This is a genomic window from Citrobacter freundii complex sp. 2024EL-00216, assembly GCF_043945515.1.
In the GTDB taxonomy this organism is placed as follows: domain Bacteria; phylum Pseudomonadota; class Gammaproteobacteria; order Enterobacterales; family Enterobacteriaceae; genus Citrobacter; species Citrobacter portucalensis.
Map to the genome: position 1 here is coordinate 250,713 of NZ_JBIMRA010000007.1, position 15,052 is coordinate 265,764.

Here is a 15,052-nt window from a genome sequence, read left to right on the forward strand (position 1 = left end):
TGTTAGCCGTAGCTCAGGGGCAAAATCGTTTCAGGCAGTGTAATAAAAAAAGCCCCGCGGGTGAATCCACGCGGAGCTTAAAAGTGCAAAAATTATTCTACAATCTGTGTTAGATCATGTTACCGGTAAAATAACACCTATGGGCTAGATGATATTTTACTCGAATTCGTTCCATGAACGACCATCACGGGTAATCATGGCCACAGAGGCAACCGGTCCCCAGGTGCCGGCCTGATACGGCTTCGGTGCATCGTTGTCCATTGCCCAGGCTTCGGTAATAGAATCGACCCACTTCCATGCTTCTTCAACTTCATCTCGACGCACAAACAGCGCCTGAATGCCGCGCATCGTTTCAAGCAGCAGGCGCTCATAAGCGTCGGCCAGATGCGTTTGGTTGAAGGTTTCGGAGTAGCTCAGGTCAAGTTTGGTAATTTGCAGGTTATGCTTGTGATCCAGTCCCGGCACTTTGTTCAGTACCTGGATATCGACACCTTCATCAGGCTGCAAACGGATAGTCAGCTTGTTCTGCGGCAGGTCCTGCCAGGATTCTCTGAACAGGTTCAGCTCAGGCGTTTTGAAGTAAACCACCACTTCAGAGCACTTGGTCGGTAAACGTTTACCGGTACGCAGATAGAATGGTACGCCCGCCCAGCGCCAGTTATCGATATCCACACGGATCGCCACAAACGTTTCCGTGTTGCTGCTCTTGTTTGCGCCTTCTTCTTCCAGGTATCCCGGAACTTTTTTGCCCTGGGCAAAACCGGCGGTGTACTGACCACGAACTGTCTTTTCACGTACGTTCGAACGATCGATGCGACGCAGTGATTTCAGTACTTTCACTTTTTCATCACGGATGCTGTCGGCGCTCAGATCGGACGGCGGAGACATCGCGATCATGCACAGGATCTGCAGCAGGTGGTTCTGGATCATGTCGCGCATTTGACCGGCCTGGTCAAAGTAGCCCCAGCGCCCTTCAATGCCCACTTCTTCCGCCACGGTAATTTCTACGTGGTCGATAGTGCGGTTATCCCAGTTATTCACAAACAGGGAGTTGGCAAAACGCAGTGCCAACAGGTTCAGTACCGTCTCTTTGCCGAGATAGTGGTCGATGCGGTAAACCTGGCACTCTTCGAAATACTCGCCAACCTGATCGTTGATTTCACGGGATGTTGCCAGTGATGTACCCAGCGGTTTTTCCATCACCACGCGGGCAGGCTTAGCATTCAGCTTTGCTTCACCCAGACCTTTGCAGATCGCGCCAAAAGTGCTCGGCGGCATTGCGAAATAGTTGATGGTGGTACGCGATTTTTGATCCAGCATTTTGCCCAGACGCTTAAACGCGGCGGTGTCGTTGACGTCCAGGTTACAAAACTCAAGACGACCGCTGAGGGTTTCCCACAAACTTTCATCAATTTTTTCTTTCATGAAGGTTTCGAGCGCTTCGCGCACAACCTTGGTATAGGCTGCTTTGTCCCAGTCGGCACGCCCAACCCCAATGATGCGGGTATCCGGGTTAATCTGGCCGGCCTTTTCCAGTTGATACAGGGAAGGCAGCAATTTCCGTCGCGCCAGGTCGCCCTTCGCGCCGAAAATGACCAGATCACATGCCTGGGCTGTTTGCGTTACCGCCATGTCATTCTCCTCAATTAAGTGCCTGGTGCTTTTGCCAGACACTGGTTGTAATTTTATTACAGTGCACTGTACTGCTTTTACGTGAATCCGGAAACCGTAAACGCTTATCCAGCCGTGCTGTTACCGCGAACAGCCGCTTTATTGGCGTATAACCCATCAAAATGGATAAAAAAGTCGTCTTTTTCGTACCCATGAAGAAGTATGAAAATCCGACTCCGATCATGTAATGAAAAAAAACAACAACTATTTTGTCCATTTTGCCCCGTTGCTGCACTAGCAGGGGTACTATCTACCAGAGTTACCACTCGATTTCCCCTTATCGTTGAAATCGTTTTTGCCCATGACCCATGAGTCTACCTACATCATGAATATGCTGGAAAAAATCCAGTTAAAACTGGAACATTTGAGCAAGTCAGAGCGTAAAGTCGCCGACATTATTCTTGCCTCTCCCGAGCAGGCAATTCACTCAAGCATCGCTGCGCTTGCTGTAGAAGCCAACGTCAGCGAACCGACGGTGAACCGTTTCTGTCGTAGCATGGATACGCGCGGCTTCCCTGATTTTAAACTGCATCTGGCACAAAGTCTGGCAAATGGTACCCCTTATGTTAATCGCAATGTGGATGAGGATGACAGCGTAGAATCTTATACGGGGAAAATCTTCGAATCGGCGATGGCAAGCCTTGACCACGTTCGTCAGTCGCTGGATAACGCGGCGGTAAACCGGGCGGTAGATTTGTTAACCCAGGCGAAGAAAATCGCCTTCTTTGGTTTAGGTTCTTCCGCCGCGGTCGCACACGACGCGATGAACAAATTTTTCCGCTTTAACGTACCGGTAATCTATTCCGACGACATTGTCCTGCAACGGATGAGTTGTATGAATTGTAGCGACGACGACGTCATTGTGCTTATTTCTCATACTGGAAGAACCAAAAGTCTGGTTGAACTGGCGCAGTTAGCAAGGGAAAACGACGCTATGGTTATCGCCCTCACCTCTCCCGGCACGCCACTGGCGCGTGAAGCCACGCTGGCTATTACCCTCGATGTACCGGAAGATACTGACATTTATATGCCCATGGTCTCTCGACTTGCTCAACTGACCGTGATAGATGTGCTGGCTACAGGATTTACTTTGCGCCGAGGGGCAAAATTTAGAGATAACTTGAAGCGTGTCAAGGAAGCGCTCAAGGAATCGCGTTTTGATAAAGAATTACTCATCAAGAGTGATGACCGCTAAAAGCAATAACAATGTTCTACCCTTTTATCATCCGGGTCGTTCATTTTACCGTTAATGTTTGAGAACGGCCGGATTAATGTTCACGCAACACCTAGTTGTTTCAGTCAACGGAGTATTACATGTCCAGAAGGCTTCGCAGAACCAAAATCGTTACCACGTTAGGCCCGGCAACTGACCGCGATAACAACCTTGAGAAGATTATCGCCGCGGGTGCGAACGTCGTACGTATGAACTTTTCCCACGGCTCTCCAGAAGATCACAAACTGCGGGCGGATAAGGTCCGTGAAATTGCCGCAAAACTGGGACGTCATGTAGCTATTTTGGGTGACCTGCAGGGACCTAAAATCCGCGTATCTACCTTTAAAGAAGGTAAAGTTTTTCTTAATGTTGGCGACAAGTTCCTGTTAGACGCCAACCTCGGTAAAGGCGAAGGCGACAAAGAAAAAGTCGGTATTGATTATAAGGGACTGCCTGCAGACGTCGTGCCTGGCGACATCCTGCTGCTCGACGACGGGCGCGTACAGCTTAAAGTGCTGGAAGTTCAGGGCATGAAAGTTTTCACCGAAGTCACTGTCGGTGGCCCGCTGTCCAATAACAAGGGCATCAACAAACTGGGCGGCGGTCTCTCTGCTGAAGCCCTGACCGAAAAAGACAAAGCCGACATCATTACCGCTGCGCAAATCAGCGTTGACTATTTGGCTGTCTCCTTCCCGCGCTGCGGCGAAGATCTAAACTATGCCCGCCGTCTGGCGCGCGACGCCGGTTGCGATGCGAAAATTGTCGCCAAGGTAGAACGTGCAGAAGCCGTCTGCGACCAGAATGCGATGGATGACATCATCCTGGCTTCTGACGTAGTGATGGTAGCCCGTGGCGACCTGGGTGTTGAAATCGGTGACCCTGAGCTGGTAGGTATTCAGAAAGCGTTGATTCGCCGTGCGCGTCAGCTGAACCGTGCGGTCATCACCGCCACACAGATGATGGAGTCGATGATCACCAACCCAATGCCGACTCGTGCGGAAGTGATGGACGTGGCTAACGCCGTCCTCGACGGCACCGATGCCGTAATGCTCTCTGCCGAAACAGCAGCAGGTCAGTACCCGGCGGAAACCGTCGCGGCAATGGCGCGCGTTTGCCTGGGTGCAGAGAAGATCCCAAGCATCAACGTCTCTAAACACCGCCTTGACGTGCAGTTTGATAACGTTGAAGAAGCAATTGCGATGTCAGCGATGTACGCTGCTAACCACCTGAAAGGAGTCACCGCTATCATCGCTATGACGGAGTCCGGTCGTACTGCGCTGATGACTTCTCGTATCAGTTCCGGTCTGCCAATTTTCGCGATGTCTCGTCATGAACGTACGCTGAATCTGACCTCTCTGTATCGCGGTGTCACCCCGGTTCACTTTGACAGCGAAACAGATGGCGTCGTTGCCGCCAATGAAGCAGTGAACCTGCTGCGCGATAAAGGCTATCTGGTTTCCGGCGATCTGGTGATCGTGACACAGGGCGATGTGATGAGCACTATTGGCTCAACTAACACCACGCGTATCCTGACCGTCGAGTAACACCAGCGTTTGATGTAAAAAAGCCTCTCGTTTGAGAGGCTTTTTTTTATTTCTTCGGATAGAGATCTTTGCGCTTATAGGGCTCAATCTCGCCGGGTTTACGCGTCTTAAGCAGTTTCAGTATCCAGGTGTATTGTTCGACATGAGGCGTGACAAAAATTTCCACCTCTTCGTTCATTCGTCTGGCAATGGTGTGGTCATCCGCTGTCAGGATGTCATCCATCGGAGGACGGACCTTAATCGTCAGGCGGTGAGTTTTACCGTCATACACCGGAAACAGCGGCACTACACGCGCGTGGCAAACCTTCATCAAGCGACCAATTGCCGGTAACGTTGCTTTATAGGTAGCAAAAAAATCGACAAACTCGCTGTGCTCAGGCCCATGGTCCTGATCCGGCAGGTAGTATCCCCAATATCCCTGACGTACAGACTGAATAAACGGTTTGATGCCATCATTACGCGCATGTAATCGACCTCCGAAACGACGGCGTACCGTGTTCCAGACGTAATCAAATACCGGGTTTCCCTGATTGTGGAACATTGCTGCCATTTTCTGTCCCTGGGAAGCCATCAGCATCGCCGGGATATCTACGCCCCAGCCATGAGGAACGAGAAAAATCACTTTTTCATCGTTGCGGCGCATCTCTTCGATGATTTCAAGGCCCTGCCAGTCAACCCGATTCTGAATTTTCTCCGGCCCTCGCAGGGCGAGTTCCGCCATCATGACCATCGCCTGAGGGGCGGTCGCGAACATCTCATCGACAATGGCTTCGCGCTCAGCTTCGCTGCGTTCAGGAAAACAAAGGGATAAATTGATCAGCGCTCTGCGACGTGAGCTTTTTCCCAAGCGTCCAACCATCCGTCCGAGCTTTGCCAGAATAGGATCGCGAAATGACGCTGGCGTTAACGCAACCCCAGCTATCGCCGCTACACCCAGCCAGGCGCCCCAGTAGCGCGGATGGCGAAATGATTTATGAAACTCAGGGATATACTCAATATTCTTTTTTTTCGTTTCCATGCTCTTCCAGTGTCTGGTGCCGCGAAAAGTAAATCTGCTGATAGTGTAGCGGCGCGCCGTGCGCCGTACAAAATAAAAAAGCCGGCACGCATCGCGTACCGGCTTTATCAGTGTGCTAATTAATCAAAACGTAGCTGAGGCATAACTTCTTTCACCTGCGCCAGATAATCGGTGCGATCCGAGCCGGTCAGACCTTCTGTACGCGGCAGTTTCGCCGTCAGAGGGTTCACGGCCTGCTGGTTGATCCACACTTCGTAGTGCAGATGCGGACCTGTTGAACGCCCGGTGTTACCTGACAGCGCGATACGATCGCCACGTTTCACTTTTTGACCTGGTTTCACCAACAGCTTACGCAGGTGCATATAACGGGTGGTGTAGGTGCGACCATGACGAACCGCAACATAGTATCCGGCAGCGCCGCTACGCTTCGCTACAACCACTTCACCATCGCCAACCGACAGTACCGGCGTCCCCTGCGGCATCGCAAAGTCGACACCTTTGTGCGGTGCTACGCGTCCAGTCACCGGATTCAGGCGACGCGGGTTAAAGTTCGAGGAGATGCGGAACTGTTTCGCCGTCGGGAAACGCATGAAGCCTTTCGCCAGCCCGGTACCGTTACGGTCATAGAACTTACCGTCTTCAGCACGGATGGCGTAATAGTCTTTGCCTTCAGAACGTAAACGCACGCCCAGCAGCTGGCTTTGCTCGCGCTTACCGTCCAGCATTTCGCGAGACATCAGCACTGAGAACTCATCGCCTTTTTTCAGTTTGCGGAAATCCATCTGCCACTGCATGGCCTTAATCACCGCGCTGATTTCAGAGCTGGTCAGTCCGGCCTCTTTGGCGCTGGCGACGAAGCTTCCGCCCACCGTGCCTTTGATACGGCTGTTAACCCAATCGCCCTGCTGCATTTCGCTGCTCATTTTGAAACCTGTCGCAGTACGATCGTAAGTGCGGGTTTCACGGCGGGACACTTCCCAGGTCAGGCGCTGCAGGTCACCTTCCGCGCTTAAGGTCCAGGATAACTGCTGACCAATTTTCAGATTGCGCAGTTCTTTATCGGAAGCAGCGAGCTGACTGATGTCACCCATATCGATGCCGTACTGATTAAGAATACTGCTCAGCGTATCGCCTGTAGAGACGACATACTCATGCACGCCGGCTTCACCAGACGTTTTGTCATCCAGTTCATCCTGCGGAATGGCTTCGTCTTCCTGCGCGGCCTGATCGATAGGTTCACTGGCCTCAGGCAACAGTGAACGAATTTCGCTTTTTTCCAGCTCGATAGTTTTAACGATGGGTGCAGAATCGGGATGGTAAACATAAGGCCGCCAGACGGCGACGGCCAATGTCAGTACGGTAAGCGACCCCAGCATAACGCGATGGGGTCGCGGCAGATTATTAAATGCCAGAGCGACAGAGCGGGCTATCTGTTGCACGTATTCACTTCCTCATTAATCTCCTTTCAGGCAGCTCGCATACTGGTTGGCTAATTGGTTCAAAAACGCTGAATAGCTTGTTTTACCCAGTTTGATATTCGTTCCGAGCGGATCCAACGTTCCCATTCGAACGGATGTCCCTCTCGCGACGGCTTCAACGACCGCTGGCCTGAACTGTGGCTCAGCAAAAACGCAGGTTGCTTTTTGCTCAACCAACTGTGTTCTTATTTCATGTAAACGCTGCGCACCAGGTTGAATCTCAGGGTTCACGGTAAAGTGACCAAGCGGTGTTAGTCCGTAGTGTTTTTCGTAGTAGCCATAGGCGTCATGAAAAACGAAATAACCTTTTCCCTTGAGCGGTGCGAGCTCGTTACCTACCTGCTTATCGGTTGCGGCTAATTGTGCCTCAAAATCCTTCAGGTTGGCGTCAAGTTTGGCTCGACTTTGCGGCATAAGTTCCACTAATTTTTCATGGATTGCAACCGCTGAGGCCCGCGCTATCTCTGGGGAAAGCCAAAGATGCATGTTGTAATCGCCATGATGGTGATGCTCGTCACTTTTTTCACTGCCAGCATCATTGTGTCCATGATCGTCATCGTCGTCATCGGCACCTTTCATGAGTAACGGTTTCACGTCATTGAGCTGCGCAATCGTTACCTGTTTCGCGTTAGGAATATTCTTGACTGACTTTTCCATAAACGCTTCCATCTCAGGTCCAATCCAAACAACTAAGTCCGCGCCCTGTAAGCGTTTTACGTCTGATGGACGCAGTGAATAGTCATGTTCGGAAGCCCCGTCAGGCAGGAGAACCTCAGTGTCTGTTACCCCGTCTGCAATGGCTGAAGCAATAAACCCCAGCGGCTTGAGTGAGGCCACCACAGCGGCATTTGCTGCCTGTGTTGCACTACCCCAAAGAGCAGCGGATAATGCTGCGAAAAGAAGCGTATTTTTATGTAACATAATGCGACCAATCATCGTAATGAATGTAAGAAATGTGATATTATAACATTCTATAACTTCTGCAAGACTAAAATTGATATGACGACTTTGGTTTCACTGGAAAATGTCTCGGTCTCTTATGGTCAACGCCGCGTCCTGTCTGACGTATCGCTTGAACTTCGACCCGGTAAAATTTTAACGCTTCTCGGCCCAAATGGTGCCGGGAAGTCTACGCTGGTGCGCGTTGTATTAGGGCTGGTAGCGGCTGATGAGGGAGTAATCAAGCGTAATGGTCAATTGCGGATTGGCTATGTACCGCAAAAACTGTACCTAGATACTACGCTGCCACTGACGGTAAGTCGGTTTATGCGCTTACGTCCCGGCACCAAAAAAGAGGATATCCTTCCGGCACTGAAGCGCGTTCAGGCCGGGCATCTGATGGATGCGCCGATGCAAAAGCTCTCTGGCGGGGAAACGCAACGCGTCCTGTTGGCCCGTGCTTTATTGAATAAACCTCAGCTACTGGTGCTCGATGAACCAACCCAGGGCGTGGATGTCAATGGGCAGGTCGCACTGTACGACCTTATCGACCAGTTGCGACGTGAACTGGATTGCGCCGTGCTGATGGTTTCCCATGACCTGCATCTGGTGATGGCCAAAACCGATGAGGTACTGTGCCTGAACCATCATATTTGCTGTTCCGGTGCGCCGGAAGTGGTTTCTATGCACCCGGAATTCATCTCAATGTTCGGGCAACGCGGCGCCGAACAACTCGGAATTTACCGTCATAATCACAATCACCGCCACGATTTACAGGGTCGTATCGTCTTACGCCGGGGAAATGGTCACTCATGATTGAATTGTTATTACCCGGCTGGTTAGCTGGGATCATGCTGGCCTGTGCCGCTGGCCCACTCGGCTCGTTTGTAGTCTGGCGTCGAATGTCTTATTTCGGTGATACGCTGGCCCACGCTTCGCTGCTGGGGGTCGCCTTTGGCCTGCTGCTGGACGTAAACCCTTTCTATGCGGTTATCGCCGTCACCCTGTTGCTGGCTGGCGGTCTGGTATGGCTGGAGAAGCGCCCTCACCTTGCGATCGATACCTTGCTGGGTATTATGGCGCACAGCGCATTGTCATTGGGGCTGGTTGTTGTCAGCCTGATGTCCAACATCCGTGTGGATCTGATGGCTTACCTGTTTGGTGATTTGCTCGCCGTGACGCCAGAAGATCTTATCTCCATCGCCATCGGCGTGGTTATTGTTCTGGCGATTCTGTTCTGGCAGTGGCGTAACCTGCTGTCGATGACCATCAGTCCGGATCTGGCATTTGTCGATGGCGTGAAGCTGCAACGCGTGAAGCTGCTGCTGATGCTGGTTACGGCGTTAACGATTGGCGTGGCGATGAAGTTTGTCGGGGCGCTGATTATCACCTCACTGCTTATCATCCCTGCGGCGACCGCCCGTCGCTTTGCCCGTACGCCGGAGCAGATGGCTGGGGTTGCCGTTGGAGTGGGAATGATAGCGGTTACAGGCGGGCTGACCTTCTCGGCCTTCTATGACACCCCGGCAGGTCCTTCCGTGGTGCTGTGCGCCGCGCTGCTGTTTATTTTCAGCATGATGAAAAAGCAAGCGAGCTAAGCATGCGTTGCCCGGTGGCGCTGCGCTTACCGGGCCTACAAAATCGCCCAGGCCTGATGAGCGTCGCGACATCAGGCATTAAGGCATCTGTGGCGGTGTAATGCCAAAATGGTTCCAGGCGCGCACGGTTGCCATACGTCCACGCGGCGTACGTTGTAGAAAACCTTGCTGAATCAGATACGGCTCCAGCACGTCCTCAATGGTTTCACGCTCTTCCCCAATCGCCGCTGCCAGGTTATCCAGTCCTACCGGCCCGCCAAAGAATTTATCGATAACCGCCAGCAGCAGCTTACGGTCCATATAATCGAATCCTTCCGCATCCACATTGAGCATATCCAGCGCCTGGGCGGCAATATCAGCCGAAATCGTGCCGTCATGCTTCACTTCAGCGAAATCGCGTACCCGGCGTAATAAACGGTTGGCGATACGCGGCGTACCGCGGGCGCGGCGTGCCACTTCCAGCGCGCCTTCATCGCTCATTTCCAGGCCCATAAAACGCGCACTGCGTCCTACAATGTGCTGCAGGTCAGCCACCTGATAGAATTCCAGGCGCTGCACAATACCAAAACGGTCACGCAGCGGAGAGGTTAACGACCCGGCGCGCGTCGTCGCCCCGATTAGCGTAAACGGCGGCAGATCGATCTTAATCGAACGGGCAGCCGGTCCTTCACCAATCATGATATCCAGCTGATAATCTTCCATCGCCGGATACAGCACCTCTTCCACCACCGGTGACAGACGATGAATTTCATCGATAAACAGCACATCGTGGGGTTCAAGGTTGGTAAGCATTGCCGCCAGATCACCCGCTTTTTCCAGTACCGGACCAGACGTGGTGCGCAGATTAACGCCCATTTCATTGGCGACAATATTGGCAAGCGTAGTTTTACCAAGACCAGGAGGACCGAAAATCAGCAGGTGATCGAGAGCATCACCGCGCAGCTTCGCCGCCTGGATAAAAATCTCCATTTGCGAACGAACCTGAGGCTGGCCAATATACTCTTCCAGCAATTTTGGGCGAATCGCACGATCCACCAGATCTTCAGGGGTAGTGCTGACAGCCGAAATCAGGCGATCTGCTTCAATCATCCGTTACCTCACAATGCCGCGCGAAGCGCTTCACGAATCAGGGTTTCACTGCTGGCATCAGGGCGGGCAATTTTGCTCACCATGCGGCTGGCTTCCTGTGGTTTATAGCCCAACGCCACCAGCGCAGCAACCGCTTCCTGCTCGGCGTCGTCAGTTGTCGGGCTTGCCGGAGACGTCAGGACCAGATCCGCTGCAGGTGTAAAGAGATCACCATGCAAACCTTTAAAGCGGTCTTTCATTTCTACAATCAGGCGTTCTGCGGTTTTCTTACCAATACCCGGTAATTTCACCAGCGCGCCCAGCTCTTCGCGCTCTACGGCATTAACGAACTGCTGAGCAGACATACCGGAGAGGATCGCCAGCGCCAGCTTCGGCCCCACGCCATTGGTTTTGATTAACTCTTTAAACAGCGTGCGCTCTTGCTTGTTGTTAAAGCCATACAATAGCTGAGCATCTTCTCGCACCACAAAATGGGTGAAAATAATCGCTTCTTGCCCGGCTTCCGGCAACTCGTAGAAACAGGTCATCGGCATATGCACTTCATAGCCTACCCCGCCCGTTTCCAGAAGGACCAGCGGGGGTTGTTTTTCAATAATGATGCCTCTGAGTCTGCCTATCACGTGACGCTCCTGCGTTAAGGGCTAAAAGGTAATGCGCTATCATAAAAAAAGGCTGGATAGATATCCAGCCTCATTTGTCACTAACGTAACCGACCTCGCGCCAAATTCAGCCTCGACTCGCTCATTTGCATGGCGTTCTGACTGACATGGCAGTGGGTAATGGCAATCGCTAGTGCATCCGCGGCATCTGCTTGCGGATTCGCCGGGAGTTTTAGCAGCGTGCGTACCATATGCTGGACCTGGCTTTTTTCCGCGCTACCGATCCCCACCACGGTCTGTTTTACCTGGCGGGCCGCGTATTCAAAGACCGGTAGATCCTGATTGGTCGCCGCAACGATTGCCACGCCGCGAGCCTGTCCCAGCTTTAGCGCCGAGTCGGCGTTCTTCGCCATAAAAACCTGCTCAATGGCAAAATAGTCCGGCTGAAACTGGGTAATGATTTCCGTCACGCCCGCGTAAATCAATTTCAGACGTGACGGGAGATCGTCGACTTTGGTGCGAATGCAGCCGCTGCCGAGGTAGGTCAGCTGTCTGCCGACCTGACGAATAACGCCATAACCGGTGATGCGAGACCCCGGGTCAATGCCGAGAATAATAGACATCACGCATCTCCTGTTATTTTATGGCTTAACCACATCATTCTAAGGTGGCAGCAACCTCATCGGAGATTTCACCGTTGTGGTAAACTTCCTGCACGTCGTCGCAGTCTTCCAGCATATCGATCAGACGCATCAGCTTCGGCGCCGTTTCTGCATCCATATCCGCTTTGGTGGATGGGATCATAGACACTTCAGCTGCGTCCGCTTTCAGACCAGCCGCTTCCAGCGCGTCACGCACTTTGCCCATCTCTTCCCACGCGGTGTAAACGTCAATTGCGCCGTCGTCGAAGGTCACAACGTCTTCAGCACCTGCTTCCAGCGCCGCTTCCATGATGGCGTCTTCGTCGCCCTGTTCAAAGGAGATAACGCCTTTTTTGCTGAACAGATAAGCCACGGAACCGTCGGTACCGAGGTTACCACCCGTTTTCGTGAACGCGTGACGCACTTCCGCAACGGTACGGTTACGGTTGTCAGACAGACATTCAATCATAACGGCTGTACCGCCAGGACCGTAACCTTCATAGATGATGGTTTCCATGTTGGAATCTTCATCACCACCCACACCGCGCGCGATTGCACGGTTCAGGGTGTCACGGGTCATGTTGTTAGCCAGCGCTTTATCTACCGCTGCACGCAGACGAGGGTTAGCATCCGGATCGCCGCCGCCCAGTTTAGCCGCCGTCACCAGCTCACGAATTATTTTGGTGAAAATTTTACCGCGTTTAGCATCCTGCGCTGCTTTACGGTGTCTGGTGTTGGCCCATTTACTATGACCTGCCATAAATAATATCTCCAAAAAGCGCGCCTTTTCAGGCGACGTTAATTACAAACTCTTCAATCGCCTGCCGGTTACTCCACGACTTGGTTAATTGGGCGGCTTCAACCGCATTAACCCAACGATAGGTCAGATGTTCGGTGAACACGATCTCTCGTTCTGAGGGAAGTGCCAGGCAAAACCAGGATTCAGTATTACGTTCAATTCCCGGTGCATAGCGATGACGTAAATGGCTAAAAATCTCAAACTCCACCGTGCGCTGACAGTCAATTAAGGTCAGTTGCTCAGATGCAACATCAATGGCGACCTCTTCCTTTACTTCGCGCATAGCGGCTTGCGACGCGGTTTCACCTTCTTCAAGGCTGCCGGTGACCGACTGCCAGAAATCAGGATCGTCGCGTCGCTGTAACATCAGCACTCTCCCGGTGTCCTTTGCATAAATCACGACTAACACCGAGACAGGCTGTTTATATGTCATATCAGTTATTCTCGGCCTTCTTAACAACCTGAATGCTCAGTTCCGCCAGCGCAGCTGCGTTGGCAAAGCTTGGCGCTTCAGTCATCAGACACGCTGCAGCCGTGGTTTTCGGGAAAGCAATAACGTCACGAATGTTGTCAGTACCGGTCAACAGCATAGTCAGACGGTCCAGACCAAACGCCAGGCCAGCATGCGGCGGTGTACCATATTTTAGCGCATCCAGCAGGAAGCCGAATTTCTCACGCTGTTCTTGCTCATTAATGCCCAGAATACCGAATACAGTTTGCTGCATGTCGCCGTTGTGAATACGCACGGAACCGCCGCCTACTTCGTAGCCGTTGATGACCATATCGTACGCGTTGGCAACCGCGTCTTCCGGCGCAGCTTTCAGCTCAGCGGCCGTCATATCTTTCGGCGCGGTGAACGGGTGGTGCATTGCGGTCAGCCCGCCTTCACCATCGTCTTCGAACATTGGGAAGTCGATAACCCACAGCGGCGCCCATTTGGCTTCGTCGGTGATGTTCAGGTCTTTACCCAGTTTCAGACGCAGCGCGCCCATCGCGTCGGCAACCACTTTCTTGTTGTCGGCACCGAAGAAAATCATGTCGCCGTCTTGTGCACCGGTACGTGCCAGAATCGCTTCCACAATTTCTGCGTTCAGGAACTTAGCAACTGGGCTGGTAATACCTTCCAGACCTTTCGCACGTTCGGTGACTTTGATGTAAGCCAGGCCTTTCGCGCCGTAAATCTTGATAAAGTTACCGTAATCGTCGATCTGCTTACGGCTCAGTGCAGCACCACCCGGTACACGCAGAGCAGCTACGCGGCCTTTCGCATCGTTTGCCGGACCAGAGAACACTGCGAACTCAACGTCTTTCACCAGATCGGCAACGTCAACCAGCTCCATCGGGTTACGCAGGTCTGGTTTATCGGAACCGTAACGACGCTCAGCTTCGGCAAAGGTCATGATCGGGAAATCACCCAGATCCACACCTTTCACTTCCAGCCACAGGTTACGCACCAGCGCTTCCATCACTTCACGCACCTGCGGTGCGGTCATGAAGGAAGTCTCAACGTCGATCTGGGTAAATTCAGGCTGACGGTCAGCACGTAAGTCTTCATCACGGAAGCATTTAACAATCTGATAGTAGCGGTCAAAGCCAGACATCATCAGCAGCTGTTTAAACAACTGAGGTGATTGCGGCAGCGCGTAGAATTTACCTTTATGTACGCGAGAAGGTACCAGGTAATCGCGCGCGCCTTCCGGTGTCGCTTTGGTCAGCATCGGTGTTTCGATGTCGAGGAAGCCGTGGTCGTCCATAAAACGACGCACCAGACTGGTGATTTTGGCACGCGTTTTCAGGCGCTGCGCCATTTCAGGGCGACGCAGATCTAAATAGCGATACTTCAGTCGCGCTTCTTCGGTGTTGACGTGGTTAGAGTCCAACGGCAGCGAGTCTGAACGGTTGATGATGGTCAGATCGGAGGCCAGCACTTCAATTTCGCCCGTCGCCATATCGGCGTTGACGTTTTTCGCGTCACGCGCACGCACGGTGCCCGTAACCTGGATGCAGAACTCATTACGCAGTTCGGAGGCCAGCTTTAACGCGTCCGCACGGTCCGGATCGAAAAATACCTGCACGATACCTTCGCGGTCGCGCATATCGATAAAGATCAGGCTACCAAGATCACGACGACGGTTGACCCAACCACACAGAGTCACCTGCTGCCCCTCGTGGGACAGACGTAGCTGTCCGCAATATTCTGTACGCATGAGATATCCCTTAACTTTGCCGCAGGCGGATTGTCACCTGTCTCGCAGATGACGAAGTCGCAGCTTTAGCTGAATGTCACAACTGAATGAAAAAAGGCGGCTATTATACTGGAAATTCTGCCGCACGATAAGTCCGGTACTGACTGTACGCCTGTTTCCTCGACGGGCATTGCGTAATCTCACAAAAAATAACAAAAATTGTCGCCCCTTTCACACTGATTCGCGATTAAGGTGTAACGGAATTCTTTTATTACTG

Annotated in this window: 14 protein-coding genes; 4 read left to right on the top strand and 10 right to left on the bottom strand. The window is 52.4% G+C overall.

The window, feature by feature from the left end; translation table 11 throughout:
- Positions 1 to 156 precede the first annotated feature (156 nt).
- Positions 157 to 1,632 carry a glucose-6-phosphate dehydrogenase gene (gene zwf, locus ACHHZ7_RS11970; protein ID WP_003833817.1) on the bottom strand — a complete coding sequence of 492 codons (1,476 nt, stop codon included), beginning with the start codon at positions 1,630 to 1,632 and terminating at the stop codon, positions 157 to 159.
- A 364-nt stretch (positions 1,633 to 1,996) separates the two neighbouring features.
- On the opposite strand from zwf, the gene ACHHZ7_RS11975 reads away from it, so the two are divergent.
- Together ACHHZ7_RS11975 and pyk are read left to right on the top strand one after the other, a co-directional pair.
- Entirely contained in the window at positions 1,997 to 2,866 is an 870-nt protein-coding gene (locus ACHHZ7_RS11975) for a MurR/RpiR family transcriptional regulator (RefSeq protein ID WP_008785051.1), read from the top strand.
- Positions 2,867 to 2,985: 119 nt separating this feature from the next.
- Positions 2,986 to 4,428, top strand: coding sequence for a pyruvate kinase (gene pyk / locus ACHHZ7_RS11980; protein ID WP_003034890.1), 1,443 nt, complete (start codon positions 2,986 to 2,988; stop codon positions 4,426 to 4,428).
- Between the two features lie 46 nt (positions 4,429 to 4,474).
- Here the strand turns inward: pyk and lpxM are convergent, their stop codons facing one another.
- The 3 genes from lpxM to znuA all read right to left on the bottom strand — a co-directional run bounded on the left by lpxM (position 4,475) and on the right by znuA (position 7,845).
- Positions 4,475 to 5,446, bottom strand: coding sequence for a lauroyl-Kdo(2)-lipid IV(A) myristoyltransferase (gene lpxM, locus ACHHZ7_RS11985; RefSeq protein WP_060683691.1), 972 nt, complete (start codon positions 5,444 to 5,446; stop codon positions 4,475 to 4,477).
- A 119-nt stretch (positions 5,447 to 5,565) separates the two neighbouring features.
- Positions 5,566 to 6,885: a murein DD-endopeptidase MepM gene (mepM, locus tag ACHHZ7_RS11990; protein WP_003833825.1), complete on the bottom strand. Its 1,320-nt coding sequence runs from the start codon at positions 6,883 to 6,885 to the stop codon at positions 5,566 to 5,568.
- 15 nt (positions 6,886 to 6,900) lie between these two features.
- A complete protein-coding gene (znuA, locus tag ACHHZ7_RS11995) occupies positions 6,901 to 7,845 on the bottom strand; it encodes a zinc ABC transporter substrate-binding protein ZnuA (protein WP_003844151.1) in 945 nt (314 codons plus the stop codon).
- Between the two features lie 78 nt (positions 7,846 to 7,923).
- On the opposite strand from znuA, the gene znuC reads away from it, so the two are divergent.
- Positions 7,924 to 8,679, top strand: coding sequence for a zinc ABC transporter ATP-binding protein ZnuC (znuC, locus tag ACHHZ7_RS12000; RefSeq protein WP_003833829.1), 756 nt, complete (start codon positions 7,924 to 7,926; stop codon positions 8,677 to 8,679).
- Complete coding sequence (znuB, locus tag ACHHZ7_RS12005; RefSeq protein ID WP_003034874.1) at positions 8,676 to 9,461, top strand: zinc ABC transporter permease subunit ZnuB; 786 nt, start codon at positions 8,676 to 8,678, stop codon at positions 9,459 to 9,461. The genes znuC and znuB overlap by 4 nt, the downstream gene beginning before the upstream one ends.
- A gap of 78 nt (positions 9,462 to 9,539) precedes the next feature.
- Here the strand turns inward: znuB and ruvB are convergent, their stop codons facing one another.
- From ruvB to aspS, 6 genes are all read right to left on the bottom strand, one after another.
- Entirely contained in the window at positions 9,540 to 10,550 is a 1,011-nt protein-coding gene (gene ruvB / locus ACHHZ7_RS12010) for a Holliday junction branch migration DNA helicase RuvB (RefSeq protein ID WP_003034872.1), read from the bottom strand.
- Between the two features lie 8 nt (positions 10,551 to 10,558).
- The gene (gene ruvA / locus ACHHZ7_RS12015) at positions 10,559 to 11,170 is read right to left on the bottom strand and encodes a Holliday junction branch migration protein RuvA (RefSeq protein WP_003034869.1); all 612 of its coding nucleotides are present in this window, start codon (positions 11,168 to 11,170) and stop codon (positions 10,559 to 10,561) included.
- Positions 11,171 to 11,250: 80 nt separating this feature from the next.
- Positions 11,251 to 11,772, bottom strand: coding sequence for a crossover junction endodeoxyribonuclease RuvC (gene ruvC, locus ACHHZ7_RS12020; RefSeq protein WP_003034867.1), 522 nt, complete (start codon positions 11,770 to 11,772; stop codon positions 11,251 to 11,253).
- A 34-nt stretch (positions 11,773 to 11,806) separates the two neighbouring features.
- Positions 11,807 to 12,550, bottom strand: coding sequence for a YebC/PmpR family DNA-binding transcriptional regulator (locus ACHHZ7_RS12025; RefSeq protein ID WP_003833836.1), 744 nt, complete (start codon positions 12,548 to 12,550; stop codon positions 11,807 to 11,809).
- A 28-nt stretch (positions 12,551 to 12,578) separates the two neighbouring features.
- Positions 12,579 to 13,022 carry a dihydroneopterin triphosphate diphosphatase gene (nudB, locus tag ACHHZ7_RS12030; RefSeq protein ID WP_003034863.1) on the bottom strand — a complete coding sequence of 148 codons (444 nt, stop codon included), beginning with the start codon at positions 13,020 to 13,022 and terminating at the stop codon, positions 12,579 to 12,581.
- Between the two features lies 1 nt (position 13,023).
- Positions 13,024 to 14,796 (bottom strand): aspartate--tRNA ligase, encoded by a 1,773-nt coding sequence (gene aspS, locus ACHHZ7_RS12035; RefSeq protein ID WP_003833841.1) that lies wholly within the window; start codon positions 14,794 to 14,796, stop codon positions 13,024 to 13,026.
- Positions 14,797 to 15,052 lie beyond the last annotated feature (256 nt).

Coding starts and splice junctions, on each gene's coding strand:
- ACHHZ7_RS12025 (WP_003833836.1), bottom strand. CDS start 12,550: ATGGCAGGTCATAGTAAATGGGCCAACACCAGACACCGTAAAGCAGCG.
- znuA (WP_003844151.1), bottom strand. CDS start 7,845: ATGTTACATAAAAATACGCTTCTTTTCGCAGCATTATCCGCTGCTCTT.
- ACHHZ7_RS11975 (WP_008785051.1), top strand. CDS start 1,997: ATGAATATGCTGGAAAAAATCCAGTTAAAACTGGAACATTTGAGCAAG.
- lpxM (WP_060683691.1), bottom strand. CDS start 5,446: ATGGAAACGAAAAAAAAGAATATTGAGTATATCCCTGAGTTTCATAAA.
- zwf (WP_003833817.1), bottom strand. CDS start 1,632: ATGGCGGTAACGCAAACAGCCCAGGCATGTGATCTGGTCATTTTCGGC.
- ruvC (WP_003034867.1), bottom strand. CDS start 11,772: ATGTCTATTATTCTCGGCATTGACCCGGGGTCTCGCATCACCGGTTAT.
- znuB (WP_003034874.1), top strand. CDS start 8,676: ATGATTGAATTGTTATTACCCGGCTGGTTAGCTGGGATCATGCTGGCC.
- aspS (WP_003833841.1), bottom strand. CDS start 14,796: ATGCGTACAGAATATTGCGGACAGCTACGTCTGTCCCACGAGGGGCAG.
- znuC (WP_003833829.1), top strand. CDS start 7,924: ATGACGACTTTGGTTTCACTGGAAAATGTCTCGGTCTCTTATGGTCAA.
- nudB (WP_003034863.1), bottom strand. CDS start 13,022: ATGACATATAAACAGCCTGTCTCGGTGTTAGTCGTGATTTATGCAAAG.
- pyk (WP_003034890.1), top strand. CDS start 2,986: ATGTCCAGAAGGCTTCGCAGAACCAAAATCGTTACCACGTTAGGCCCG.
- ruvB (WP_003034872.1), bottom strand. CDS start 10,550: ATGATTGAAGCAGATCGCCTGATTTCGGCTGTCAGCACTACCCCTGAA.